Source organism: Nonomuraea sp. NPDC059023 (assembly GCF_042740095.1).
GTDB lineage: Bacteria > Actinomycetota > Actinomycetes > Streptosporangiales > Streptosporangiaceae > Nonomuraea.
Window position 1 is genome coordinate 1 of sequence record NZ_JBHYIO010000024.1, and the last position, 25,356, is coordinate 25,356.

22 protein-coding genes are annotated in these 25,356 nt (G+C 72.0%); 13 read left to right on the forward strand and 9 right to left on the reverse strand.

Annotated features, from left to right (window positions below; all coding sequences use genetic code 11):
- A partial coding sequence (locus tag ACFWYW_RS34480) for a transposase (RefSeq protein ID WP_379627565.1) occupies positions 1–449 on the reverse strand: 449 nt, incomplete at its 3' end.
- Positions 450–1,372: 923 nt separating this feature from the next.
- Here ACFWYW_RS34480 and ACFWYW_RS34485 point away from each other — a divergent pair.
- Positions 1,373–4,771, forward strand: a complete 3,399-nt coding sequence (locus ACFWYW_RS34485; protein ID WP_379624023.1) for a M28 family peptidase — start codon at positions 1,373–1,375, stop codon at positions 4,769–4,771.
- 4 nt (positions 4,772–4,775) lie between these two features.
- Here the strand turns inward: ACFWYW_RS34485 and ACFWYW_RS34490 are convergent, their stop codons facing one another.
- The 3 genes from ACFWYW_RS34490 to murA all read right to left on the reverse strand — a co-directional run bounded on the left by ACFWYW_RS34490 (position 4,776) and on the right by murA (position 11,303).
- Entirely contained in the window at positions 4,776–7,625 is a 2,850-nt protein-coding gene (locus ACFWYW_RS34490) for an ATP-binding protein (protein WP_379624025.1), read from the reverse strand.
- A gap of 110 nt (positions 7,626–7,735) precedes the next feature.
- On the reverse strand, positions 7,736–9,940 hold the full coding sequence (locus ACFWYW_RS34495; protein ID WP_379624027.1) for a transglycosylase domain-containing protein: 2,205 nt from the start codon (positions 9,938–9,940) through the stop codon (positions 7,736–7,738).
- Positions 9,941–9,992: 52 nt separating this feature from the next.
- Positions 9,993–11,303, reverse strand: a complete 1,311-nt coding sequence (gene murA, locus ACFWYW_RS34500; protein ID WP_184960780.1) for a UDP-N-acetylglucosamine 1-carboxyvinyltransferase — start codon at positions 11,301–11,303, stop codon at positions 9,993–9,995.
- 140 nt (positions 11,304–11,443) lie between these two features.
- Between murA and ACFWYW_RS34505 the strand changes: the two genes are divergently transcribed.
- Positions 11,444–11,920: a hypothetical protein gene (locus tag ACFWYW_RS34505; protein ID WP_379624029.1), complete on the forward strand. Its 477-nt coding sequence runs from the start codon at positions 11,444–11,446 to the stop codon at positions 11,918–11,920.
- Here ACFWYW_RS34505 and ACFWYW_RS34510 read toward each other — a convergent pair.
- A complete protein-coding gene (locus ACFWYW_RS34510; protein ID WP_379624031.1) occupies positions 11,917–13,287 on the reverse strand; it encodes an amidase in 1,371 nt (456 codons plus the stop codon). The two genes, ACFWYW_RS34505 and ACFWYW_RS34510, sit on opposite strands and share 4 nt — an antisense overlap.
- 170 nt (positions 13,288–13,457) lie before the next feature.
- Between ACFWYW_RS34510 and ACFWYW_RS34515 the strand changes: the two genes are divergently transcribed.
- On the forward strand, positions 13,458–13,718 hold the full coding sequence (locus ACFWYW_RS34515) for an RDD family protein (protein WP_379624033.1): 261 nt from the start codon (positions 13,458–13,460) through the stop codon (positions 13,716–13,718).
- Here the strand turns inward: ACFWYW_RS34515 and ybaK are convergent.
- Positions 13,705–14,205, reverse strand: coding sequence for a Cys-tRNA(Pro) deacylase (gene ybaK / locus ACFWYW_RS34520; RefSeq protein ID WP_379624035.1), 501 nt, complete (start codon positions 14,203–14,205; stop codon positions 13,705–13,707). The genes ACFWYW_RS34515 and ybaK overlap by 14 nt on opposite strands.
- A 38-nt stretch (positions 14,206–14,243) precedes the next feature.
- The gene (locus ACFWYW_RS34525) at positions 14,244–14,954 is read right to left on the reverse strand and encodes an AraC family transcriptional regulator (protein ID WP_379624037.1); all 711 of its coding nucleotides are present in this window, start codon (positions 14,952–14,954) and stop codon (positions 14,244–14,246) included.
- 107 nt (positions 14,955–15,061) lie between these two features.
- Between ACFWYW_RS34525 and ACFWYW_RS34530 the strand changes: the two genes are divergently transcribed.
- A complete protein-coding gene (locus ACFWYW_RS34530) occupies positions 15,062–16,183 on the forward strand; it encodes an MFS transporter (protein WP_379624039.1) in 1,122 nt (373 codons plus the stop codon).
- Between the two features lie 286 nt (positions 16,184–16,469).
- On the opposite strand, the gene ACFWYW_RS34535 is transcribed toward ACFWYW_RS34530, so the two are convergent.
- On the reverse strand, positions 16,470–17,939 hold the full coding sequence (locus ACFWYW_RS34535; protein WP_379624041.1) for an amidohydrolase family protein: 1,470 nt from the start codon (positions 17,937–17,939) through the stop codon (positions 16,470–16,472).
- The gene (locus ACFWYW_RS34540) at positions 17,936–19,189 is read right to left on the reverse strand and encodes an MFS transporter (protein ID WP_379624043.1); all 1,254 of its coding nucleotides are present in this window, start codon (positions 19,187–19,189) and stop codon (positions 17,936–17,938) included. Before ACFWYW_RS34540 ends, ACFWYW_RS34535 begins: the two co-directional genes overlap by 4 nt.
- A gap of 173 nt (positions 19,190–19,362) precedes the next feature.
- Between ACFWYW_RS34540 and hisD the strand changes: the two genes are divergently transcribed.
- The 9 genes from hisD to hisF are packed head-to-tail and all read left to right on the forward strand — an operon-like array spanning position 19,363 to position 25,353.
- The gene (gene hisD / locus ACFWYW_RS34545) at positions 19,363–20,673 is read left to right on the forward strand and encodes a histidinol dehydrogenase (protein WP_379624045.1); all 1,311 of its coding nucleotides are present in this window, start codon (positions 19,363–19,365) and stop codon (positions 20,671–20,673) included.
- Positions 20,670–21,740 (forward strand): histidinol-phosphate transaminase, encoded by a 1,071-nt coding sequence (locus tag ACFWYW_RS34550; RefSeq protein WP_379624047.1) that lies wholly within the window; start codon positions 20,670–20,672, stop codon positions 21,738–21,740. The genes hisD and ACFWYW_RS34550 overlap by 4 nt, the downstream gene beginning before the upstream one ends.
- The gene (gene hisB / locus ACFWYW_RS34555) at positions 21,737–22,330 is read left to right on the forward strand and encodes an imidazoleglycerol-phosphate dehydratase HisB (protein ID WP_379624049.1); all 594 of its coding nucleotides are present in this window, start codon (positions 21,737–21,739) and stop codon (positions 22,328–22,330) included. Before ACFWYW_RS34550 ends, hisB begins: the two co-directional genes overlap by 4 nt.
- A complete protein-coding gene (locus ACFWYW_RS34560) occupies positions 22,327–22,482 on the forward strand; it encodes a hypothetical protein (RefSeq protein ID WP_379624051.1) in 156 nt (51 codons plus the stop codon). Before hisB ends, ACFWYW_RS34560 begins: the two co-directional genes overlap by 4 nt.
- Positions 22,479–23,108, forward strand: a complete 630-nt coding sequence (gene hisH, locus ACFWYW_RS34565; protein ID WP_379624053.1) for an imidazole glycerol phosphate synthase subunit HisH — start codon at positions 22,479–22,481, stop codon at positions 23,106–23,108. Before ACFWYW_RS34560 ends, hisH begins: the two co-directional genes overlap by 4 nt.
- Positions 23,109–23,115: 7 nt before the next feature.
- On the forward strand, positions 23,116–23,445 hold the full coding sequence (locus ACFWYW_RS34570; RefSeq protein ID WP_379624055.1) for a hypothetical protein: 330 nt from the start codon (positions 23,116–23,118) through the stop codon (positions 23,443–23,445).
- The gene (priA, locus tag ACFWYW_RS34575) at positions 23,446–24,168 is read left to right on the forward strand and encodes a bifunctional 1-(5-phosphoribosyl)-5-((5-phosphoribosylamino)methylideneamino)imidazole-4-carboxamide isomerase/phosphoribosylanthranilate isomerase PriA (RefSeq protein ID WP_379624057.1); all 723 of its coding nucleotides are present in this window, start codon (positions 23,446–23,448) and stop codon (positions 24,166–24,168) included.
- A 34-nt stretch (positions 24,169–24,202) separates the two neighbouring features.
- Positions 24,203–24,592, forward strand: a complete 390-nt coding sequence (locus tag ACFWYW_RS34580) for a Rid family hydrolase (protein WP_379624109.1) — start codon at positions 24,203–24,205, stop codon at positions 24,590–24,592.
- Complete coding sequence (gene hisF, locus ACFWYW_RS34585) at positions 24,589–25,353, forward strand: imidazole glycerol phosphate synthase subunit HisF (protein ID WP_379624059.1); 765 nt, start codon at positions 24,589–24,591, stop codon at positions 25,351–25,353. Before ACFWYW_RS34580 ends, hisF begins: the two co-directional genes overlap by 4 nt.
- Positions 25,354–25,356 lie beyond the last annotated feature (3 nt).

Here is a 25,356-nt window from a genome sequence, read left to right on the forward strand (position 1 = left end):
ATCACCTGTCCGGTGATCCGTGAGATCGTCTCGGCCGACAACTGTGTGCCATACACCTGCTCCAGATGGTGGGTGATGTCGCGCACGCTCATGCCGTGCGCGTACAGGCTGATGATCATGTCGTCCAGGCCGCCGGAGACCCGCCCGGCCCGCTTGGGGATCAGCGCCGGCTCGAAACTCCCGGCCCGGTCTCGGGGCACGGCCACCCGGACCGGCCCGACCCCGGTCTGCACCGTTTTGCGGATCTTGCCGTTGCGGGAGTTGCCCGTCCCGTACCCGTCGAAGTCATGCTTGGTGTAGCCCAGATGCGCGCTCAGCTCGGCCTCCAGAGCCCGCTCCAGCACCGCCTTGACCAGCTCGCCCAGCATGCTGCCCTCACCGGTCAGCCGCAGCCCTCCGGCCTCGTCCCGGGAGCGGGCCAGCAGCTCATCCAGCAGCCGGTCACCCATCAACTCCCGGATCGGACGACGGGCCTTCCTCTCCGCCTCCACCCCGGTAGCCGAAAGATCACCTACAGTGGTCGACGTTGCGCCGTCGACACCCTCGATTACAGACACGTCGTTCTCCCCCCGAAGAAGCGGGCCCCCGCCCGCCGATCAATTACTTTCCAGCAAGATCACTTTCCACACCTGGAGAGATACCCCCGCGGCCCTGGACAGCGGGGGTGTCGGTGCGGACATCAGGCTGCGCGTGGCCGGGGTGGCGCGGACGTGGAGTGCGGCCTTGCGAGCCATGGGCGTGCGGGGGAGAGGCGCGGGCCGAGGGCCGGGCGGGGTCGGTGACGGGCCGGGGCGGGGTGGGGTGCCTCAGGTAGCCGTGAGGTTCTGTCGTGCTGCGCCTGCCCGCGCATGCCGTCGTGCTGCGGCCCGGACAGCGGAGGTGTCGGTGCGGGCATCAGGCTGCGCGTGGCCGGGGTGGCGCGGACGTGGAGTGCGGCCTTGCGAGGCGTGGGCGGGGAGTGCGTCGGACGTGGGGTTGGATTCCGGGTGCGGGGTGCGGGGTGCGGGGTGCGGGGTGCGGGGTGCGGGGTGCGGGGTGCCTGGGGGTGGGGCGTCTTACAGGTGGGCGCGGGGGGGGTTGGGGGGGGGGGGGGGGGGGGGGGGGGGGGGGGGGGGGGGGTGGGGGGGGGGGGGGGGGGGGGGGGGGGGGGGGGGGGGGGGGGGGGGGGGGGGGGGGTGCCTGGGGGTGGGGCGTCTTACAGGTGGGCGCGTAAAGCGGTGGTTAACGTAATTTCCGTACGTATACCGATATCGATACGGATATCCCGTCAAGCTGTCCAGTCTTAGTGTCAAGCCGCCACACCCCCCATCCTCCACGCCGGCCCGTCCACACCGGCGGGCCAGCGTGGACGGAACCCTGAAAGGACTGGCGAGTGAGACGCAGATCCGTCCTCGCGGCAGTCGCCGGGCTGGCCGTCACGGCCGCCATGGTGATCAATCCGGCCGCCGCTGCGGCGCCCCCCGGCGTCAACCCCCAAAAGAGCCTGACCGCCTCAGACCCGAAGAGCCTCGCCGCCACCGCGGCCGATCGGGCCGTTGCCAGCGGGCTGGACGAATTACGCAAGGGACCTGATGAGACGTACTGGCGCCGGGCGGTCACGCCTGGCGCCAGTGGCATGTTCTACGTGTCCTACGACCGCACCTACAAGGGCCTGCCGGTGGTCGGCGGCGACGCTGTCGTCGTGACCGACTCGCAGGGCCGGGTGCGTGACACCACCGCGGCCTCCGGCCCCGCGCCGGCCGATCTCGCGGTGCGGCCCGTGGTCAGCGCCGAGCGCGCGATCCGGGTGTCGAAGAGCCGCCTGTCGCGGGTGGACGTCACCGGTACGCCCCGCCTGGTCGTGCTGGCCTGGGGCGAGCGGCCGACGCTGGCCTGGGAGACCGTGGTGGAGGGCGTCGCCGCCCGTAAGCCGAGCAAGCAGCACGTCTTCGTGGACGCCCGCACCGGCAAGGTGGCCGACCACTACGACGAGGTCAAGGCCGGCACCGGCAACGGCTACTACTACCCGAACGTGACCATCGACACGAGCCAGTCCGGCGGCACCTACCGGATGGTCGACACCTCCCGTCCCGGCATCCAGTGCGGCGGTCAGAACGGCCAGCCGTACACCGGACCGGACGACGTCTGGGGCAACGGCTCCGGCACGAACCTGGAGACCGCCTGCGTGGACGCCCTCTACGGCGCCCAGCGCGAGTGGGACATGCTGCGTGACTGGCTCGGCCGCAACGGCATCGACGGCGCCGGCCGCGGCTTCCCGGCGCGTGTCGGCCTGGCCGACGTCAACGCGTACTGGAACGGCAGCTACACCAACTTCGGCCGCTCCCAGGACAACCAGCGCCAGGTCACCCCGATCGACGTGGTCGGCCACGAGTACGGCCACGCCATCTTCCAGACCACGCCCGGCGGCGCCGGTTCCGGCAACGAGAACGGCGGCATCAACGAGGGCACCGGCGACATCTTCGGCGCTCTGACCGAGCACTACGCCAACCACCCGAACGACCCGCCGGACTACGAGGTGGGCGAAGAGGTGAACCTGGTGGGCGACGGCCCGATCAGGTACATGTTCGACCCGTCGCGCGTCGGCGACCCGAACTGCTGGTCCACCGCGATCCCGAACACCGAGGTGCACGCGGCGGCCGGTCCGCTGAACCACTGGTTCTACCTGCTGGCCGAGGGCAACGCGCCCGGCGGCGGCAAGCCGAACAGCCCGATCTGCTCCGGCGGGCCGAGCTCGGTGACCGGCATCGGCATCCAGAAGGCCGGCAAGATCTTCATGGGCGCCCTGGCCCGCAAGACCTCGTCCTGGCGTTACGCCGGCGTCCGTTCGGCCTCGCTGGCCGCGGTGGTGGAGCTGTACGGCGCCAACAGCGTCGAGTGCGCCACGACGAAGGCGGCGTGGAACGCGGTGAGCGTGCCGGTGCAGACCGGCGAGCCGACCTGCCAGCAGCCCGGCCAGGACTTCTCCATCTCCACCAACCCGGCGACGGGGACGGTGCAGCCGGGTCAGACGGCCACGACGACGGTCGGCACCCAGACCACGTCGGGTGCCGCGCAGACGGTCAACCTGACCGCCTCCGGCGTGCCCGCCGGCGCCAACGCCAGCTTCAGCCCGGCGTCGGTGACCAGCGGCAACAACAGCACGCTGACGATCACGACCAGCTCGACGACGCCGCAGGGCGCCCACACCATCACGGTGACGGGCACCGGCCAGACCGCCACGCACACGGCCACCTACCGGCTGACCGTGGGCACCACGACGGTGGATCCGCCGGACATCAGCCTGACGAACGTCAAGGCGCACATCTCGCAGTTCCAGACGATCGCCACCAACAACGGCGGCAACCGCAGGTCGACCGGCGCCGGCTACACCGCCTCGGTCTCCTACGTGGAGCAGAAGCTCCAGGCCGCCGGCTTCGAGGTACGCCGCGTGGCGTGCGGTTCGACCTGTACCTCCGGGGCGGGCCCGAACCTGATCGCCGACTGGCCGGGCGGCGACGCCAACCAGGTCATCATGGCCGGCGCGCACCTCGACGGCGTCTCGGCGGGACCGGGCATCAACGACAACGCCTCCGGCTCGTCGGCGTTGCTGGAGGTCGCGCTGACGCTGGCGGCGACGCGGCCGAACATGCTCAAGCACGTCAGGTTCGGCTGGTGGAGCGACGAGGAGCAGGGTCTCAACGGCTCAGAGGGCTACGTGGCCACGCTGAACCAGACCGAGCGCAACAAGATCCAGGTCTACCACAACTACGACATGGTGGGCTCGCCCAACGGCGGCTACTTCATCAACAACATCAACACCACGGCCGCCCAGCACCTCAAGGCGTTCTACGACCGGCTGAACCTGCAGCCGGAGGAGAACACCGAGGGCGCCAACCGCTCCGACGACGCCACCTTCCGCAACGCGGGCATCGCGACGTCGGGTGTGGCCGCGGGTGCCAGCTACACCAAGACCCAGGCGCAGGCGGCCAAGTGGGGCGGCACGGCCGGACAGGCCTACGACCGCTGCTACCACGCGGCGTGCGACACCTCCGCCAACATCAACGACACGGTCCTCGACCGCGCCTCCGACGCGGTGGCGTGGGCCATCTGGAAGCTCGCGGTGGGCACGGACAACCCGAACCCGCGCGACTTCTCGATCGCGGCCAACCCGTCGTCCGGCACCGTTCTGGCCGGCAATGCGGCGACGACCACGATCAACACGCAGACGACGGCCGGCACCGCGCAGACGGTCAACCTGACCGCCTCGGGCCTGCCCGCCGGCGCCAACGCCACCTTCAACCCCGCCTCGGTCACCTCCGGAGCCAGCTCCACGCTGACGATCACCACCAGCGCGTCGACCCCGACGGGCAACCACTCGGTGACGATCACCGGCACCGGTGAGACCGCGACCCGCACCACGGTGTTCACGCTGAACGTGACGGGCGACACGGGCGGCCGCACGTTCCGCAACGACACCGACTACCAGATCCGCGACTTCACCTACATCCAGAGCCCGATCACCTCCACGGCGACGGGCACGGCGCAGTCCCCGGTGACGGTCACGGCCACCAGCAACCACACCTGCCTGGAGGACCTGGACATCTGGCTGCAAGGCCCCAACGGGGCGTGGCGCCAGATCAGGGCCGCCGGCGGCACCTCCTGCTCGGCCTTCGGCACCCGGACCTGGTCCGTGCCGGTGACCCAGCAGGCGAGCGGCCGGTGGGTGCTGTACATCGAGGACGTCTACGCCCAGGACCAGGGCGTTCTCGACTGGTGGAGCATCAAGGTCTGATGAGTCACCCGGGTCCCGGCCGCTCGGCGGCCGGGACCCCCTCAGCCGCGAGCGCGGACACGACCTCCGTCCGCGAGCGCACTCCGAGTTTGCGCAGGAGGGTCGCCACGTGAGTCTCGACCGTCCTGCGCGACAGGAACAGCACCTCCGCGATCTCCTTGTTGGTACGGCCCAGCGCCACCAGCCTGGCCACCTCCCGCTCCCGCGGCGACAGGACACCTTCGCTCTTGCGCCGCACGGTCGGGATGGCGACGCCGCACTCGCGCAGCGCGTGCCGGCAGCGGGCGGCGTCCCGGGTGGCCCCCAGCGCGGCGAAGCGTTCCGCGGCCTCGGCCAGCGCGGTGGCGGCGGCCGTACGGTCACCCAGGGCGAGATTGGAACCCGCTTCGGCCTCTCCGGCGCGTGCGGCGGCGTAGGGCTGCGGCATGGCGGCGTAGGCGGCGCGGGCCAGCGCGAACCTGGCGGCGGCCGCCTCGTGCCGGCCGGCGGCGGCCTCAAGGGTGCCGCGGGCCAGGTCGAGCGCGGCGGCGCTGGAGGGCGCGCGCCGGCCGACGACTCCTTCGGCGAAGCCGGCGGTCAGGTCCGCCGCCTCCTCGGCCATCCCGCCGCGCAGCAGGGCGTTGACCGCGGGGACCAGCAACTGGTCACCCCAGACCCACAGGCCCTTGCCGCGCAGCCGTTCCACCGCGCGTACCGCCTCGACCACGGCCGGGGCCTCCTCGCCGCGGGCCAGGTGCAGCTCGATGAGGCCGCCGCTGGCGGCCAGCGCGAGCGGCAGGTAGCCGGCGTGGGGTTCGTCGAGGCCGGCGGCGTGCAGGTGGGCGGCGGCCTCGGACCACTCGCCCGAGGCGAGCGCGAGGCGGCCGATGACGAAGTGCGCGTCGAGGGTCGCGACCGGGGTCTCCTCGAACTGCTCGATCGCGGTCGCCGCCCTGGCGCCCAGGCCCTCCCAGCGCCCGGTCAGCCAGGCCAGGCGCAGGTCCACCCCCTCGGCCAGGTTGGTGTGGAAGAAGGCACCGGTCTCCAGGGCGAGCGTGCGGCCCAGGCGGCCGAGGTCGTCGGCCTCGCCGTACAGGCCGAGGGTGGCGGCCAGGTCGTAGAGGTTGCAGTAGGCGCGGGCGACCTGCCTGCGTACGGCGGCCGAGGGGTCGGAGGCCGGCAGGCGGGCGATGAGCTTACTCGCATCGGGGGTGCCCATCGCCATGGCCAGCGCCGCCCTGTTGCCGAGCACGGCCGCGCTCACCTCGGGGTCGTCGGTGGTCGCGACCAGTTCCTCGGCGCGAGCCATCCACTTCTCGTGCACGGCCAGGGGTTCGGTGCCCCACCAGGGCATGGCCAGACCGGCCAGGCCCCTGGCCGCCAGCGCGGGGCGGTCGTCCAGTTCCTCCACGGCGGTCAGGATCACCGGCGGCCCGGTGACCATGTCGCCCATCTGGGCGAACAGGATGAGGCCGAGGGCCAGCCTGGCCTGGCCGCGCAGGTCGCGGGAGAGCGTGTTGTCCGTGAGCACCTGCTTGAGCAGCCGGGTCACGCGGGGCACCGACAGCCCGGCCACGGCCAGGCGGCCCATGGTCAGCACCAGCGCGACGCGTTCCGAGCCGGGCAGTCCCGGGTCGGCGACCATCTCCTCGAGGAGCTGGATCGCCAGTGCCACGTCGCCGAGGGCGGCCGCCTGCTCGGCGGCGGCGGTGCCGTAGCGCAGCCAGGCGTTGGTGTCGCCGGACCTGCGGGCGTGGAAGGTGAGCTGGACCAGCGAGGGCGGGTCCTCGCCTGACAGGGCCCGCACCGCGCGCTCGTGGGCCATTCTGCGGTCGGGGCCGGGGATGGTGTCGTAGACCGCCTCCTGGGCGAGGGCGTGGCGGAAGCCGTACCGGTTGCCGGGGTATTCGTGCAGGACGCCGAGGGCGAGCGCCTCAAGGAGGCCGCCCCCGTCACCGGCGACGGCGGCGAGCTGCGGCTCGCCCGAAGGCAGGCGGAGTACGGCGGCCGCCCGGACGGTGCCGAGCGCGGCGGGGGAGAGCCTGGCCAGCTGCTCGGTCATGGACTCGCGCAGCAGCAACGGCACTCCGGCGTGTTCCAGGGCCTCGGGGCTGCGGTCGTCGCCCAGCGAGCGCACGACCTCCTCGACCAGGAACGGGATGCCGGAGGTGCGTTCGTGCAGGCGGGTGGCGAAGGCGGAGGGCAGGTCGTCGCGGCCGAGCAGGCCCGCGGCCAGCGTGCCGACGTCGCGCGCGTCGAGCGGGCCGAGCGGGATGACGACGGTGGTGGCCTCGGGGGCGTGGCGGTAGGCGGAGCCGAGCGGCAGCCCGGCGGCGGGCAGGTCGCGCCTGCGGTAGGTCATGACCAGCGACAGCCCGTCCGGCGGCCGGCGGCGCAGGAACCGCAGCAGATCCTGGGTGCCGTCGTCGGCCCAGTGCAGGTCCTCGATGACCAGGACGGTCGGCCCGGCGGCGTCCAGCAGGCCGTGCACGGCGCGGAAGAGGCGGTGGCGCTCGGCGTCCGGGTCGGTGAGGGGCGCCGGCGCCACGGGTAACACGTCGCTCAGCTCGGGCAGATGGCCGCGCAGCGCACCCGTGACGGGATTGAGCTTGTCCGGGTACGGCAGGCGCCCCATCAGATCGCGTAACGCCTCGAAGACCGGCCCATAGGGGAACGGCTCGCGCAGCTGATGGCAGTGCCCGAGCAGCAGGCTGCGCCCGGACGCACGGGCGTGGACGGCCGCCGCGTGCACCAGCGTGGTCTTGCCGATGCCCGGCTCGCCCTCCACCAACGCCACGGACGGGGGAGCCGTCATCGCCTCGCGCAGCGACTGAAGCGCGGCGTCCCGCCCGACTAAACCTGGCCAATCGCGCATGAATGACTCCGAACGGCTAGGTGAATCCTCCCGGACGTTATCCACCGCAGCCACGTGGTTCAATCCCGGAACATAACTCCCGGGTTGCGATGCGATGTCAAGTGCCTTCTTCAGCGGTGGCGGCGCTTCCAGCGCACCTTGTGCGGCTTGCGGTGGTTGCCGCCGCCGCGATTCCAGCGCACCCGCTGGTGGCGGGCCTTGCGGTCGCGTCCCGCCTTGCGCTCGGCCGCCTGGGCCTCCTTCAGCCCCGGAGTGAATCCACCGCCGAAGCGTGACATATCCGGATGGGCAAAGCCATGGCTTCGTACCCCCCGCAACGCCGACTCCATCGACCGCACCCAGATCGGGCCCGGCAGCGAGGCTCCCTGGACCGAGCCGTAGTACTGGTCGCCGATCTGGACGCCGCGCAGCGGGTAGCGGTAGGAGCCCCGGATGTCGCCGACGCTGACCGCCGCCGCCAGGTCCGGGGTGTACCCGGCGAACCACGCCGAGGTGTAGCCGTTGTTGGTGCCGGTCTTGCCGGCGGCGGGCCGGCCGATGCTCTGGCCCTTCATCGTGCCCTTGCTGAACACCCCGCTGAGCACGTGGTTGACCGCGTCGGCCACGCGCCGGTCGAGCGCCTGCTCGCAGGAGGGCGGCACCGCGGTCCTGCCGGTGTCGCCGCCGGAGATCTCCAGGATGGCCTGCGGCTCGCAGTAGCGGCCCCTGGCGCCGAAGGCGGCGAACGAGGCGGCCACAGTCACCGGGTCCATCTCGTTGACGCCGAGCGTGAACGTCGGCACCTCGCGCAGCGCCGTCCCGTCGGCTCGGCTGACGCCGAGCGCCTGCGCGGTCCTGACCACGTTGCAGAGGCCGACCTTCTCCTCCAGCATCATGTAGAAGATGTTGACCGACTGCCAGGTGCCGGTCTCCAGGCTGTGCGGGCCGCCCTTGCCCTCGCCGCTGGCGTTGTAGACGCGGGCGTTGCGGTCGTTGACCGCGTTGCCCCGGCAGTCGCGGTAGCCGCTCGCGGGCACCAGCGCGCCGGGCGTCTGGAAGCCCTGGCCGAACCGCCAGCCCTGCTGCAGGGCGGTGGCCAGCGTGAACGCCTTGAACGTCGAGCCCGCCTGGAAGCCCTGCCCGCCGCCGTGCATGACGTCGGCGGGGAGGTTGAAGGTGGTGTTCGGGCCGTTCTTGCGGTTGCCGGGGTTGTTGCCGAAGCGCTTGCTGGCCGCCATCGCCCTGATGCGGCCGTTGCCGGGCTCGACCATGGCCTCGGCGGCCACCTCGGTGTCCTCCGGCCGTACCTGCGCGGAGATCGCGCGCTCGGCGGCGCGCTGCGCCCTCGGGTCGAGCGCGGTGCGGATCGTCAGCCCGCCCCTGGCCATGCGCCGCTGCCGTTCGGCGGGCGTGTTGCCGAAGACCGGGCTGGAGAGCAGTTCCCGCTGCACGTACACGCAGTAGAACGGGTAGGGGCTCTGGGCGCAGCCGCCCGGTTGCGGCGCCAGCTTGAGGCCGAGCCTGGCGCCTTTGGCCGCCGCGGCCTGCGGCCCGGTGATCATCCCGAGCGCGGCCATGCGGTCCAGGACGAGGTCGCGCCGCGCCTTCAGCCGCGCCTGCTGCCTGCGCCCGAGCGAGGGGTCGTTGGCGTACGGCGAGCGTACCGCCCCGGCCAGCGTGGCCGCCTGGGTGAGCGTGAGCTTGGCCGAGGAGGTGGAGAAGAAGCGCTGGGCGGCGGCCTCGACGCCGTAGGCTCCGGCGCCGAAATAGGCGATGTTGAGGTAGCGCTCCAGGATCTCGTCCTTGCGGTACTTCTCCTCCAGCGCGAGCGCGTACCGCAGCTCGGTGATCTTCCTGGCCATGCTGGGCGCCCGTGCCCGGTCGCGCTCGACCTCGCTCTGCGCGTTCTCCACCAGGATGTTCTTCACGAGCTGCTGGGTGAGGGAGGAGCCGCCCTGCCGGATGCCGCCCGCCTGGCTGTTGGTGATCAGTGCCCGGATCGTGCCCTTGACGTCCAGGCCGCCGTGCTCGTAGAAGCGGGCGTCCTCGATGGCCACGATGGCCTGGCGCATGACCGGCGCGACCCCGGCCAGCGGCACCTCGGTCCTGTTGGCGGTGTAGAACTGCGCGAAGACCTCACCGTGCCGGTCGAGGAGCCGCGTCACCTGGGAGAGCGGCTCTTCGCGGGGGGCGGGCGGCAGGTCGGTGAAGGTCGCGGCGAGGTTCTTGGCCGTGAGCCCCGCGCCGCTGACGGCGGGCACGGCCAAGGCGGCCGTGAGCACCCCTCCGAGAGCCCCCACCACCCCCAAAGCGCCGACGGATTTGAGGACAGTCACGAAGGATGATGTACGACCTGGTGATCAGCGGCAAACGCCCGCTTCCAACTCTTTACCGGCGCCTTTGGATGTTCAATCCGAGCATCTTGAACTGCTCGAAAGGCCGGTGATATCCGCGTTCGATGTGGTGTACTCCGCGCAGCGTGGACTGCCCGTCGGCCACCGCCGCCGCCAGCACCGCGGAGAAGCCGGCGCGGATGTCGGGCAGCCGCACGTCGGCGCCCTTGAGCTGCGACACGCCCCGCACGACCGCCGAGTGCTTGGCGTTGGTGTCGTGGTAGCGGCAGGCCGGGCCGCCCAGGCACTGGTCGAACACCTCGATCTCGCAGCCCATCTCCTGCAGCGCGGGCACGTAGACCAGACGGTTCTCGAAGACGGTCTCGTGAAGCACCGACATGCCCTGGCTCTGCGTGAACAGCACCATGAGCGGCGTCTGCCAGTCGGTCATGAACCCCGGATGGGTGTCGGTCTGCACCGCCGCCGAGCGCAGGCCCTCGGGCGGGGCGGTCGCGCACAGGTACTCGTCGTTGATCTGGAACTGGGCGCCCATCCTGGCCAGCGTGGTGATCGCGGTGACCAGGCGGTCCTGCGGGCAGCCGTGCACGCGTACCTCGCCGCCGGTCACCAGCCCGGCCGCCAGGTAGGAGAAGGCCTCGATACGGTCGCCGGCCAGCCACGTCTGGGCGCCGTGCAGGCGCTCGACGCCCTCGATGACGATCCTGCGGTCGGGCGAGAGCTCGATCCTGGCGCCCATCCGCTGCAGGAACAGCGCCAGCTCCACGACCTCCGGCTCCATGGCCGCGTTCTTCAGCACGGTCTTGCCCTCGGCCAGCACCGCCGACATCAGCACCGTCTCGGTGGCGCCGACGCTCGGGTAGGGCAGCACGAGGCGGGTGCCGTTGAGCCGCTTGGCCTTGGCGTAGACGCCGCCCTCCTGGATGTCGACCTCGGCGCCCATCTGGCGCAGCGCGTCGACGTGGAAGTCGATGGGCCGCCGGCCGATCGGGTCGCCGCCGACCAGCGGCACGAACGCCTCTCCGGCCAGGTGCAGCAGCGGGCCGAGCATCAGGATGGGGATGCGGTTGAGCCCGGTGTACTCCTCCGGCACCCTCGGCCGGATCTCCGGCCCCTGCTCGATGCGGATCTCGCCGTCGTCGATCTCCACGTTGATGCCGAGGGCGCGCAGCATGGCGGCGGTGATGCCGACCTCGCCGACCTCGGGCGCGTTGCCGATCGTGCTCTCCCCGGTGCCCAGCATGGCGGCCACCATGTGCTTGGAGACACCGTTCTTGGATCCCCTGACGACGACGTCCCCCCGCAGCGGTCCGGAGGGATCGATCAGCCAGACCTCTTCATCGCTCATCCGGACATTGTCCCGCGTTACCGGAGGCGCTGGTGCGATGTCCGCCTCGGCGTGTTCGGGTAGGTACCGAGATACCATCGAGCGGTTCGGGCATAGTTGCGAGGGAGAGTGGCGTGGTACGGCATGTGCGGCCTTTCGCGGTGACCGTGCTTGTCATGGCGGTCCTGGGGGTTCTGGCCGGTCTGGCCTGGTCGTACGCGGCTCCGCGCGCGGCGATGGCGGTCACCGAGAAGGGCCCCGCGCTGGCCGACCCGTCCACGCAGGCGCTCATCGCCGCCGACGGATGGTTCGCGGCGATCACCGGCGGGCTCGGCCTGCTGTGCGGGGCCGCCGCGTGGTTCCGCAACCGGCGCGAGCAGTTGCCCGTGCTCGCCGGGCTCTGCGCCGGCGGCGTGCTGGCCTCCTTCCTCACGCTGTGGGTCGGCTCCGCCGTCACCATCGGCGTGGTCACCGTGGAGGCGGCGGCGCCCGGCCTGAAGGTGGTGCCGGGGTCGCTGGAGCTCACCGCGCGCGGGGTGCTCGTTGCCTGGCCGCTGCTGGCCGTGGCGCTGTTCGGCCTGCTCGAAGGCATGCACGGCTACCGCGACTCGGCGCTGCGCAAGCCGTACGGGATCTAGAGGGTGGGGCGGCGGGAGCCGTACCCGGTGGCCTGCTCGAAGGCGCGCGCCACGCGCAGGACGCGCGCGTCGGCGAAGGGGCGGCCGACGATCTGCACGCCGACCGGCAGCCCGTCCGGCGTGAAGCCCGCGGGGACGCTGGCGGCGGGCGCGTGCAGGACGCTGATCCAGTACGCCGAGCGCATCCACGACAGGTAGTCGGGCAGCCGGACCCCGTTGATCTCGGCGACGTACGGGTCCTCGACCGGGAAGGGCGGCACCTGGCTGACGGGGGCCAGCAGGACGTCGTAGCGATCCCAGAACGCGGTCATGCGGTGGTAGAGGCCGGTGCGCAGGCGTTCGGCGCGGGCCAGGTCGGCGCCGGTGAGCAGGCGGCCCTGTTCGGCGTTCCAGCGGGTGTTGGGGCCGAGGATGTCCAGGTCGGGGAAGGCCAGCGCGTAGTACCAGGCCCGGTAGATACGGAAGGCGTCGTCGGCGTCGGACAGGTCGAGGTCGACCCGCTCGACACGGGCGCCGAGCTCTTCCAGGATCCGCGGCGCGTTCGCAGTGACCTCGGCGGTACGCGGGTCGACGGGCAGTCCGCCCAGGTCGGGGCTCCAGGCGACCCTCATGTGTTCCACGGACTCGATGGGATCGGTGCGGAAGGGCTCGGTGACCGCGAACGGCGAGCCCGGGTGGAACCCGGAGACGACCTGCAGCATCAGCACGAGGTCGTCGACGGTCCTGGCCATGGGGCCGGGGACGGCGAGAGTGTACCAGGCCGCCTTGTCGGAGATCGCCGGCACCCGGCCGGGCGTCGGCCGCAGCCCCACCACGTTGCAGAACGAGGCCGGATTGCGCAGCGAACCGCCCATGTCCGAGCCGTCGGCCAGCGGGATCATCCCGGCGGCCAGCGCCGCGGCCGCGCCGCCGCTGGAGCCGCCCGCCGACCTGGTCAGGTCGTAGGGGTTGCGGGTGGCGCCGAACACCTCGTTGACGGTGTGGGAGCCGGTGCCGTACTCGGGCGTGTTGGTCTTGCCGATCGTGACCGCCCCGGCCGCCTTGAGCCGCTGCACGATCAGGTCGTCCTTCTCCGGCACGTGGTCGGCGAAGGCGGGCGAGCCGTACGTGGTGCGCAGGCCCGCGGTGTCCACGAGGTCCTTGTGCGCGACGGGCAGCCCGTGCAGCGGCCCGGCGGGCGCGACGGAGTCCAGCGCCCGCGCGGTGTCCATGGCCTGCTCGGCGGCGAGCGTCACGATGGCGTTGACGCGGGGATTGACCTGTTCGATGCGGTCGAGGTGGGCCTGGAGCAGCTCCACGGCGCTGATGTCGCGGGCGCGCAGCAGCCGGGACATCTCGGTGGCCGTCAGATAGTGCAGATCCGTCACAGGGCGATCCTACGAATCCTCCCCCGGGGGGAGGCGCACCCGCCCGTCCGCCGGCATCGTCGGACCATGGTCAAGGCGCCGCTGAAACCCCGCTTCGTCGCGCTGGGCCTCGACTATCTCGTCATCCTGGGCTGGCTCGCCGTCCTCGCGGTGGCCGCGCCGGCCTGGTCGTGACCACCGTGGACGGCGGGCGGCCGGGGCCGGGCCGGGTGCTGGCCCGCAACGCGGTCAAGCTCCTGCCCTGGCAACTCGCCCACATGGCGGTCATCCGGACGGTCCACACCCCCGGCGAGATGGGCGTGACCGTCCTCGCGGCCCTGATCGTCTGCTACGCGATGGTGCTGCTCACGCTGGTGCTCCTGCTCGCGCGCCGTGACCGCGCCGGCCTGCACGACCTGGCCGCTGGTACGCGCGTGGTCAGCCGGTCTTAGCGATCGGAGCTGTCGTGGCCCGGGTCAGCCCGACGAGGTTGCCCGGCGCCGTCTCGATCTGCAGCCCGCGCCGCCCGGCCGAGAAGTAGATCGTCTCGAAGCCGAGCGCCGACTCGTCCACCACGGTCGGCAACTGCCTGCGCTGCCCGAGCGGGCTGATGCCGCCCACCACGTAGCCGGTGACCCGCTCGACCTTGGCCGTGTCGGCCATCGCCGCCCGCTTGCTCCGGAGCGCCGCCGCGAACGCCTTCAGGTCCAGCTTGCCCGCCACCGGCACCACCGCCACCGCCAGCCCGCTCTCCACCTCGGCCACGAGCGTCTTGAAGATCTGCTCGTACGGCAGGCCGAGCGCGTCGGCCGCCTCCTCGCCATAGGCCTGCGCGTTCGCGTCGTGCTCGTACGGATGGAGGGTGAAGTCCGCTCCCGCCTTGGCCAGCGCCACGGTGGCCGGGGTGCCCTGACCGCCGCCTTTGCTCTTCTTGCTCACAACACTTCATCGTACTCAGGATCTACAATGTAAAGGCGTCAGGAACGAAACGCGCGGCCCGGGGTGTGGCCGAAAGCGTGCCGGAAGGCGTCGATGAAGGCGCTGGCCGACGACCAGCCGCACCGGTGGGCCACGGTGGTGACCTGGAGGCCCTCCGCCAGCAGGATCAGGGCGTGGTGCAGGCGGGTCTGTGTACGCCACTGCGGGAAGGTCATGCCGAGTTCCGCACGGCAGAGCCTGGCCAGGGTGCGGTCGCTGGTGCCCGCCGCCGTGGCCAGCTCCGGCAGCGTACGGTCGCCGGCCGGATCGGCCCGGACCATCGCGCAGACCGCGGCCAGGCGGGGGTCGCGCGGCGCGGGCAGGTGCACCGGGTGCTCGGGGGCGGGGGAGCGGCGCAGCCGGTCGAGCAGGACGGCGCGCAGCAGCGGGTCCCCCGGCTCCTCGGAGCAGGCCACGATCAGCTCGCGCAGCAGCGGCGTCACGGCCAGGACAGCGGGTCGCTCCAGGCGCAGCGGGTTCTCGGTGAAGCCGATCAGGCGCAGGTCGGTACGCCCGTAGGCACGATGCTCGTGGACGGTGCCCGCCGGGATCCACAGCGCCCTGTTGCCCGGCGCCACCCAGGTGCCCGCGCCGGTGGTGATGGAGATGACGCCCTCGTAGGGATAGGCGATCTGGTGGTCGTCGTGCCGGTGCGCGTCGATCTCGCCGCCGCCGGGCAGGGGACGGGTCCCGGTGGGGGCCTCCGGCATGTGCCGCACCATCCGGGTGTCTCCTCTTCGGCTGCTTGGCGATTTTCCGGCATATGTTGGCACTTTATCGGAAGCGCGCCACGTGCCCCGGCGGCGACGATCGAGGGGTGCGGATCAACAGGATGGGCGTGCTGGCCGCCGGCCACGCCAGTGTCGACTTCTACCAGGGCGTCGTCCCGGCCATGGTGCCGTTCCTGGTGGCCGAGCGGCACTACGGCTACGTTGCCGCCTCCGGGATCGTGCTGGCCGCCACCCTCCTGTCGTCGGTCGTGCAGCCGGTGTTCGGCGCGATCGCCGACCGGTGGCGGCTGGCGTGGCTGATCCCGGTGAGCATGCTGGTGACCGGGCTCGGGGCGGGGCTGGCGGGCCCGGCCGGTTCGTACCCGCTGACGTGGCTGGCGATCGCCCTGTCCGGGCTGGGTGTGGCGGCCTACCATCCCGAGTCGGCGCGGCTGGCCAGGGCGGCCAGCCAGGGCAGCCATGTGGCGATGAGCTGGTTCTCGCTGGGCGGCAACCTCGGGTTCGCGGTGGCGCCGCTGATGGTCACGCCGTTGCTGGCCTGGGGCGGGCTGGCCGCCTCGCCGTTGCTGGTGGTGCCGGCGGTGCTGGGGTGCCTGGTCACGGTGGTGGCCATGCGGTCGGTCGGGCGGGGTGGCGGCGGGAGCCGTACCCGGGAGGGGGCGCGCGACGACTGGGCGGCCTTCGTGCGGCTGGCGCTGGTGATGGGGTTGCGGTCGGTGGGCTACATCGGGCTGAGCACGTTCGTGGCGCTGTACGTGGGCGGGGGAGCGGCGGGCGCGGTCGCGCTGTTCGTGCAGTTCGCGGGTGGTGCGGCGGGGACGATCCTGGGCGGCCGCCTGGCCACCCGCCACGGGCGGGTGCGGACGCTGCGGCTCGCCTACGCCGCCGCGGTGCCCGCCGTGGCCGGGGTGGTGCTGGTGCCGGGACCGGCCGTGTTCCTGTTCGTGGCGGCGACGGGCCTCGCCCTTTACGTCCCGTTCTCGCTGCACGTCACGCTCGGGCAGGACTACCTGCCCCGCCACGCCGGTACGGCCAGCGGCGTCACCCTGGGCCTGGCGGTCAGTGTGGGCGGCGTGGCCAGCCCGCTGATCGGCGCTCTGGCCGAGGCCACCTCGTTGCGCCTGGCGCTGGCCACGCTCATCGCGATGCCGCTGCTGGCCTGGTTCCTGTCGCGCCCCCTGAAGGAACCGGCGATCGCCCTGCCGTGAGGCGCTCCCGTCCCGCCCTTTCGGTGACGCCGCGCGCCGCTTCGACCAGCCGTGCCGATCCCGGTCATCCACGGTGCGAGTGACCTACGGCCGATCGGCTCCGTGGTGGCGCTGCGGGATGGCCGCCCGCGTGTGGTCCCAGACAGCCGTGGGAGTGGGGCGGCGAGCCTGGCGGGGTCCTGTGGGAGGTTGGGATCCCAGCCCAGGGGAAAAGCTGGGATCCCAGGCCCCCGAGAGGTCCCAGCCCCGGAGGGTGACGGGCTGGGGCCCCGGGTTCGGCGGGGTGTCAGGCTCTGACCGGGCGGCCGGGGAAGGCCGTGGTGACGATCTCGGAGTCCCTGACCACGAAGTCGCCGGCCACGACGACGTGGACGAAACCGGTTGAGCCCCGGGCGGTGTCGGTGTAGCTGGCGCGGTCGGTGACGGTCTCCGGGTCGAAGACGGTGAGGTCGGCGTCGCAGCCCACCTGGACGCGCCCCTTGCGGCGCATCGCCGGCACGCCGGAGCCGACGACGTCGGCGGGCACCAGCGTGCAGCGCCTGATGGCCTCCTGCAGGCCGAGGACGGCGTTCTCGCGCACGAGGCGGCGTAGCGTGCGCCCGTAGGTGCCGGCCGTACGCGGGTGGGTGACGGCGTCGGGGGCCAGGGGCCAGGCGAGCGGGTCGGGCGCGCCCGAGCGCCACAGCAGCGGCACGGCGTCGGTGGCGACGGCGGCGTCGGGGAAGGCGAGCGCCCGCTGGATGTAGTCGAAGGCGGCCGGGTCGTCCTCGTCGAGGAGGTGGACGAACGCGGCGGCTCCCGGGGTGTCGCGGCGGGCGGCGCGCAGGGCCTCCTCGTCGGCCAGGCGGCCTTCGGCGCCGAGCAGGCCGATGGAGTGGGCGGTCAGCCCGCGCCGGTGCAGGATCTCGGGGGCGAGGAAGGCGGCGCCGACGCCGGTCATGCCGGCGCCGTAGGGGTAGGCCTCGGTGGTGACGCGCGAGCCCTCGGCGCGGACCTTCTCCACGAGGCCGAGCACCCGGTCCACATGCCGGATGGAGGTGCTGTTGACGTGGCAGTAGTGCATGTGGGCGCCGGTCTCGGCGGCGGCGCGCACCACTTCCTCGGCGCCGTCGATGGGCGTGGTGGGGTCCTGTTCGACGAGTTCGCGGGCGTGGGTGTAGGTCGGCAGGTTGTGGCGGGCGGCCAGCGCGGCCACGGCGAGGTATTCGGAGGGGTCGACGCGCGGGGCGTAGCCGACGAGGACGCCGATGCCGAGCGCGCCGTCGGCGAGGTCGCCTTCCAGCATGGCGAGGATGCGGTCCACGACGGGGCGGGCCGCGGGGCGCTGCCAGTCCTCGTGGCCGATGTAGGCGAGGAATTCCTCGATGTCGCCACCGGCCTCCAGCCCGAGGAGTACGGCCATGCGGGCGATGCCCCAGGAGGTGGCGAAGCCGTAGTTGAGCGGCCGGCCCTGCTGGGCGGCCTTGTGGTAGGCGGCGGCGACGGGGTAGGCGCCGGCTTCGAGTTCGAGCACGGTGGTGACGCCGTCGAGGGCCTGCAGGCGGTGCCCGGCGACGTCCATGGTGTGACTGTGCAGGTCGATGAAGCCGGGGCAGACGACGAGGCCGCCGAGGTCGACGCGGGTCGTGCCGGTCAGCGGCGTCTGGGAGACGGCGCGGATGACGCCGCCGGTGATGCCGATGTCGCGCACGGCGTCGAGGCCGGTCTCGGGGTCGATGGCCCGGCCGTTGGCGAGGACGAGGTCGTACGCGGTCACGCGGTCTCCTTGGTGCCGAAGGTGAACTGTTCCGGGCGTTGCGGGACGATGACGGCGATCAGCGCGGCCAGCACCGTGGTGGCGATGAGCAGGCCGAAGGCGGCGGTGTAGGAGAACTTGTCGACGAGCAGGCCCATGAGGACGGGGGCGAGCACGCCGGCGACCTGGCCGCCGACGTTGACGACGCCCATGCCGGAGCCGACGACGGCGGGCGGCAGCGCGCGGAACGGCATGCCGAGCACGCCCATGGTGGACAGGCCCGCCACGCCCAGGGCGAGCGTCTGGTAGATGGTGAAGCCGATGGCCGTCTCGGCCCGCAGCATGACCACCAGCAGGAGCGCGGTGAGCAGCAGCAGCGGGATGACGAAGAGCCGGGCGCGGTCGTGGAAGTAGCGGTCGAACAGCCAGCCGCCGATGAACGTGGTCGCGCACATGACCAGGCTGGGAACGGCGCTCATGAAGCCGGTGCTGATGAGCGAGATGCCGCGTTCCTCCAGCAGGTAGCTGGGAACCCAGGTCATCATTCCGTAACCGAGCATGTTGGCGGCGCAGAAGAGCGCGGCGAACTTCCACACCGAGGCCGAGCGCAGCACGAGGGACAGGGGCACGCCCTGCCGTTCGGTGCGGTCGGAGCCGTTGAGGTGGGACGGCAGCGCGGGCGGCAGCATCTTCCACAGCATGAAGCCGATGATCACTCCGGCGAGGGCGGTGACCCAGAAGGTGTGGCGCCAGCCGAGCAGGAGGATGAGCGGGGCCACGATGAGCGGGGCCACGCCGGCGCCGAGCTGGTTGGCGGCCAGCATCGATCCGGCGGCGGTGGCGCGGCTCGCGGGGGTGGTGCGTTCGGCCATGGCCTTGAACGAGGCGCCGGGGAACAGTCCCTGGCCGACGCCGAACAACGCCCTGATGACCAGGAGCGCCGCCAGGCCCCAGGCCAGGCCGGTGAGCGCGGTGAAGATCGACCACAGCACGAGGGAGACCATGAGCTGACGGCGGGCGCCGAAGCGGTCGGCGAGGATGCCGCCGGGCACCTGGCACAGCAGGTACACCAGGGAGAAGACGGTGATGAGCCAGCCTTGCTCGGTCTTGCTGAGGTCGTATTCTGCACCGATGAACGGCAGGGCGACCGCCATCATGACGCGGTCGATGTAGTCGATCACCCACACGCCCATGAGCAGGCCGACGGTGAGCGCGGCGGTCTTGCGTACCTGCGCCGACGTCATGGTGGGGGTGGTCTCGGCGAGTCCCATGCCGTTGGTTCCTCCCGGGCCTCGAAATCGCTTTCCGTAACCCTCCGCCTCCCGCGTGCGTTTGTGCTTCGTGCTGAACCACCAAGTCGTCGGCCACGCGCTGTGCTGGCGTACAAACCGTCCGCATCGTGGACGATACGGGGATGGGCTGCTGGACTCCGTAGACTGGGAGGGTGATTTCCCGTATCGACATGCGCGGTTCCCTGCCGGAGAACCTGCGCGACGTGCTGCCCCGCGCCGAGCTCGACGTCGAGGCCGCCCTGGAGAAGGTGCGGCCCATCTGCGAGGACGTGCGCCATCGTGGGGCGGCAGCCGTACGGGAGCTGACCGCCAGGTTCGACGGTGTCGAGATCGCCTCCACGCGCGTGGCGAAGGAGGAGATCGACCGGGCCCTGGCCGAGCTCGACCCGAGGGTGCGGGCGGCGCTGGAGGAGTCGATCAGGCGGGCCAGGAAGGTCCACCGCGACCAGCGGCGCACCGACACCACCACCGAGGTGGTCCCGGGCGGCACGGTCACCGAGCGCTGGGTGCCGGTCGACCGGGTGGGGCTCTACGTGCCGGGCGGCCGGGCGGTCTATCCGTCGAGCGTGGTCATGAACGTGGTTCCCGCGCAGGAGGCCGGGGTCGCCTCGCTGGCGGTCACCAGCCCGGCGCAGCGTGACTTCGGCGGGCTGCCGCACCCGACGATCCTGGCGGCCTGCGCGCTGCTGGGCGTCGACGAGGTCTACAACGTGGGCGGCGCGCAGGCGGTGGCGATGTTCGCCTATGGCACCGAGGAGTGCGCGCCCGCGACGATGGTCACCGGTCCGGGCAACATCTGGGTGGCGGCGGCCAAGCGGCTGCTGAAGGGCCGCATCGGCATCGACTCCGAGGCCGGCCCGACCGAGATCGCGATCCTGGCCGACTCCACGGCCGACCCGGTGCACGTGGCCGCCGACCTGATCAGCCAGGCCGAGCACGACGTGATCGCCGCCGCCGTGCTGGTCACCGACAGCGTCGAGCTGGCCGAGGCGGTGGAGAAGGAGCTGCCGGGCCAGGTCGAGGCGACCAAGCACAGCGAGCGCATCGCCGAGGCGCTGGGCGGCCGGCAGTCGGGCATCGTGCTGGTGTCGGACGTCGAGGCCGGGCTGAAGGTGGTCGACGCCTACGCGGCCGAGCACCTGGAGATCCACACCGCCGACGCCGCCGCGGTGGCGGCGCGGGTGCGCAACGCGGGTGCCGTCTTCGTGGGCACGTACGCGCCGGTCTCGCTGGGCGACTACCTGGCCGGATCCAACCACGTGCTGCCGACCGGCGGCTGCGCCTGTCACTCCAGTGGGCTGTCGGTGCAGTCGTTCCTGCGCGGCATCCACGTGGTCGACTACACCCGGGAGGCGCTGGCGGGCGCCGCCGCGCACGTGTCGGTGCTGGCCGACGCCGAAGACCTGCCCGCACACGGCGCGGCGGTCCGCGCCCGTTTCGACTGGGAAGTGCCTAACCCGTGAGGCTGGAAGACCTGCCGCTGCGCGACGATCTCCGGGGCAAGACGCCGTACGGCGCGCCCCAGATCGACGTCCCGATCCGGCTCAACACCAACGAGAACCCCTATTCGCCCTCCAAGGCCCTGGTCGACGACCTGGCCGAGGAGGTGCGCAGGAGCGCCTCGACCCTCAACCGCTACCCCGACCGCGACGCCGTGGAGCTGCGCGCGGAGCTGGCCGCCTACCTCGGCCACGGGCTGGGCGGCGAGCAGGTGTGGGCGGCCAACGGCTCCAACGAGGTGCTCCAGCAGATCCTGCAGGCGTTCGGCGGCCACGGCCGCAGCGCGCTGGGCTTCGAGCCGTCCTACTCGATGCACCCGATCATCACCTCGGGCACGAGCACGGAGTGGGTCGACGGGTCGCGTGAGGAGGACTTCACGCTCGATCCGGGCAAGGCGGTGGCCGCGATCGAGGAGCACCGGCCCGACATCGTGTTCCTGACCTCGCCGAACAACCCGACGGGCACCTCGCTGCCGCTGGCGGCGATCCGGGCGGTGCTGGAGGCGGCGCCGGGCATGGTGGTCGTGGACGAGGCCTACGCCGAGTTCGCCCGGGAGGGCACGGCGTCGGCGCTGACGCTGCTGCCGGAGTTTCCCCGGCTGATCGTGACGCGGACGATGTCGAAGGCGTTCGCGATGGCCGGGACGCGGGTCGGGTATCTGGCCGCGCATCCCGTGGTGGTGCAGGCGTTGCTGCTGGTCCGCCTGCCGTACCACCTGTCGACGCTGACGCAGGCGGCGGCGCGTACGGCGCTGCGCCACCGCGAGGAGTTGCTCGGCGGCGTGGCGGCGCTGCGGCGCGAGCGCGATGCCACGGTGGAATGGCTGCGCGGACAGGGGTTGACGGTCGCCGATTCGGACGCCAATTTCGTGTTGTTCGGACGGTTCGCAAATCGTGAGGCGGTGTGGCGAGGGCTCCTGGAGCGGGGAGTGCTCATCCGCGAGGTCGGGCCACCGGAGTGGCTGCGGGTCTCGATCGGCACCGGCGAGGAGATGGCGGCGTTCCGCGCCGCTCTGGAGGGAGTTCTGTGAGCCGTATCGGCCGCGTGGAGAGGGCCACCAAGGAGACGACGGTGCTGGTCGAGGTGGACCTCGACGGCACGGGTCAGGTCGAGGTGTCCACCGGGGTGGGCTTCTACGACCACATGCTCAACCAGCTGGGCAAGCACGGGTTGTTCGACCTGACCGTCAAGACCGAGGGCGACCTCCACATCGACTCCCACCACACGATGGAGGACACGGCGCTGGCTCTGGGCGCGGCGTTCCGGCAGGCGTTGGGCGACAAGTCGGGCATCCGGCGGTTCGGTAACGCGTCGTGCCCGCTGGACGAGGCGCTGGCCAACGTCACGGTCGACCTGTCGGGCCGGCCGTACCTGGTGCACTCCGAGCCGGAGGGCATGGCGCCGATGATCGGCCCCGCGTACGACACGACGATGACCCGGCACATCCTGGAGTCGTTCGTGGCGCAGGCGGCGATCTGCCTGCACGTGCACGTCCCCTACGGCCGCAACGCCCACCACATCGTGGAGGCGCAGTTCAAGGCCCTGGCTCGCGCGCTGCGCGCGGCGAGCGAGCGCGACCCGCGCGCCAGCGGGGTGCCGTCCACCAAGGGCGTCCTATGAGCGAGAACATGATCGCCTATGCGATGGTGTTCATCGGGCTGTTCCTGTTCGGCGGGGTGTTCTCGCTGGTCAAGCAGGGGCTGAAGCTCGGTGCGGTGTTCTGCGCCCTCGGCGGCGTCATGGCGATCACGGCGGGGGTGCTGTGGTGGTGAGCAGGAACGTCGTGGTGCTCGACTACGGCTCGGGCAACCTGCGCTCCGCCGAGCGCGCGCTGGCCAGGACCGGCGCCCAGGTGACGGTGACCGCCGACTACGACACGGCGCTGAACGCCGAAGGGCTGGTCGTGCCCGGTGTGGGCGCGTTCGCGGCGTGCATGGCCGGGCTCAAGGGCGTGCGCGGCGACGAGATCGTCGGGCGCAGGCTCGCCGGCGGCCGTCCGGTGCTGGGCATCTGCGTCGGCATGCAGGTGCTGTTCGCGCGGGGCGTCGAGCACGGCGTGGAGACCGACGGCTGCGGCGAGTGGCCGGGCACCGTCGAGCGGCTGGAGGCTCCGGTGCTGCCGCACATGGGCTGGAACACCGTCAAGGTGCCCGACGGCAGCGTGCTGTTCGCCGGGATCGAGGAGGAGCGCTTCTACTTCGTGCACTCCTACGGCGTACGCGAGTGGGAACTGGTGCCCGGCGACGGCTTCGGCCACCCGCTGGTCACCTGGGCCGAGCACGGCGTGCCGTTCGTGGCCGCCGTGGAGAACGGGCCGCTCATGGCCGCCCAGTTCCACCCGGAGAAGTCCGGGGACGCGGGAGCCGTCCTGCTGAAGAACTGGGTCGGCACCCTGTGAACACGCGGTGAGCAAGGAACGTGCGCGGCGGCGCGCCGTGCGCGAGGCCGAGCGCGCACAGGCGATGCGGCGCAACGAGGTGCGGCAGGCGCGTGCGGCGCGCCGCCGTGCCCGCCTCGGCCGGCTGGTTCCCCGGCCGGTGCGCTTCGCCCGGCAGGGCGGGCTGCTGGCCCGCCGCCACCGCGTCCAGAACGCCGTCGTGGTCGGCGTCTTCCTGCTCGTGCAGCTGCTGGTGTGGCTGATCTGGCGGGCGCCGGCGGTGAGCTTCGGGGTGCTCGTCTTCTCGGTGTTGTTCGTCCCTGTCTTCGTGACCCTTGCCTTCAACCGGAGGATCTGAATGTCGCTTGTGTTGCTCCCGGCCGTGGACGTGGTGGACGGCCAGGCCGTACGCCTGGTCCAGGGTGAGGCGGGAACCGAAACCGGCTACGGCGACCCGCTCGCCGCCGCGCTGGCCTGGCAGGAGGCGGGCGCGGAGTGGATCCACCTGGTGGATCTCGACGCCGCCTTCGGCCGGGGCAGCAACCACGCGCAGATCGCCGAGGTCATCGCCCGGCTGGAGGTGAACGTGGAGCTGTCCGGCGGCATCCGCGACGACGACTCGCTGACGGCGGCGCTGGCCACCGGCTGCCGCCGGGTCAACATCGGCACCGCCGCGCTGGAGAACCCGGAGTGGTGCCGGAAGATCATCGCCGAGCACGGCGACAAGATCGCGGTCGGCCTTGACGTGCGCGGCACCACGATCGCCACGCGGGGCTGGACGCAGGAGGCCGGCGACCTGTGGCAGACGCTCGAACGGCTGGAGGCCGACGGCTGCCCGCGTTACGTGGTCACCGACGTGACCAAGGACGGCACGCTGCGCGGTCCGAACCTGGAGCTGCTGCGCGAGTTCTGCTCGCGCACCGAGCGGCCGGTCGTGGCCAGCGGCGGCGTCTCCAGCCTCGATGACCTGGTGGCGTTGTCCGGCCTGGTGGCGCAGGGTCTGGAGGGCGCCATCGTGGGCAGGGCGCTCTACGCTCGGGCGTTCACGCTGGAGAACGCGCTGGATGCGGTCCGCGTTTAGTTCGTTGGGAGGGGGCGTGATGGGCAGCGTGAGCATGGAAAGAACCGGGACGAGGGTGTTCTCGGGCGGAGTCTGGGAGGAGCGTTACGGCTACGCGAGAGCCGTCGTCGTAGGCGACCGGGTGGTCGTCTCCGGCTGCACGGCCACTGTCGACGGCGAGGTCCAGCACGTCGGCGATCCCTACTGGCAGAGCATGACGGCGATGGGCATCGCCCTGGAGGCGGTCGAGGCGGGTGGGCTGACCCGCGACGACGTCGTCATGGTCCGGTACTACGTGGTCGAGCACCGCCACTTCGACCAGGTCGGATCCGCGATCGCCGAGGTGTTCGGCCGGGTGCGGCCGGCGTGCACGGGCGTGCGGGTGGCCGGTCTGGTCGATCCGCGGATGCTCGTCGAGATCGAGATCGAGGCGCAGAGAGCATGACGGTCGCGGTACGAGTCATCCCGTGTCTGGACGTGGACGCGGGACGCGTGGTCAAGGGCGTCAACTTCGAGAACCTGCGCGACGCGGGCGACCCTGTCGAGCTGGCGCGGCGCTATGACGCCGAGGGCGCCGACGAGCTCACCTTCCTCGACATCACCGCCTCGTCGGGCGAGCGGGAGACGATGCTCGACGTGGTCCGCAGGACCGCCGAGCAGGTGTTCATCCCGCTGACCGTGGGCGGCGGCATCCGCGCGGTCGAGGATGTCAACCGGCTGCTGCGGGCGGGCGCGGACAAGGTGTCGCTGAACACCGCCGCGATCGCCCGTCCCGAACTGCTGACGGAGTGCTCGCGCCGCTTCGGCGCGCAGTGCGTGGTGCTGTCGGTGGACGCGCGGCGTGCTCCCGGTACGGCCAGCGGCTTCGAGGTCACCACCCACGGCGGCCGCAAGGGCACCGGGATCGACGCCGTCGAGTGGGCGGCCCGCGGCGAGGAGCTGGGCGTGGGCGAGATCCTGCTCAACTCGATGGACGGCGACGGCACCCTGGACGGATACGACCTGGAGATGATCCGGGCCGTGCGAGCCGCGGTCCGGGTCCCGGTGATCGCCAGCGGCGGCGCGGGCCGGCTGGAGCACTTCCCGCCGGCGGTCGCGGAGGGCGCCGACGCGGTGCTGGCGGCCTCGGTGTTCCACTTCGGCACGCTGAAGATCTCCGAGGTCAAGGACACTCTGCGGACGGCGGGATACCCCGTCCGGGGATAAAGG

Excerpts from the sequence above, each read along its gene's own strand:
- murA (WP_184960780.1), bottom strand. The coding sequence starts at position 11,303 with ATGAGCGATGAAGAGGTCTGGCTGATCGATCCCTCCGGACCGCTGCGG.
- ACFWYW_RS34490 (WP_379624025.1), bottom strand. The coding sequence starts at position 7,625 with ATGCGCGATTGGCCAGGTTTAGTCGGGCGGGACGCCGCGCTTCAGTCG.
- ACFWYW_RS34560 (WP_379624051.1), top strand. The coding sequence starts at position 22,327 with ATGAGCGAGAACATGATCGCCTATGCGATGGTGTTCATCGGGCTGTTC.
- hisF (WP_379624059.1), top strand. The coding sequence starts at position 24,589 with ATGACGGTCGCGGTACGAGTCATCCCGTGTCTGGACGTGGACGCGGGA.
- ACFWYW_RS34540 (WP_379624043.1), bottom strand. The coding sequence starts at position 19,189 with ATGGGACTCGCCGAGACCACCCCCACCATGACGTCGGCGCAGGTACGC.
- ACFWYW_RS34580 (WP_379624109.1), top strand. The coding sequence starts at position 24,203 with ATGGAAAGAACCGGGACGAGGGTGTTCTCGGGCGGAGTCTGGGAGGAG.
- priA (WP_379624057.1), top strand. The coding sequence starts at position 23,446 with ATGTCGCTTGTGTTGCTCCCGGCCGTGGACGTGGTGGACGGCCAGGCC.
- ACFWYW_RS34525 (WP_379624037.1), bottom strand. The coding sequence starts at position 14,954 with ATGCCGGAGGCCCCCACCGGGACCCGTCCCCTGCCCGGCGGCGGCGAG.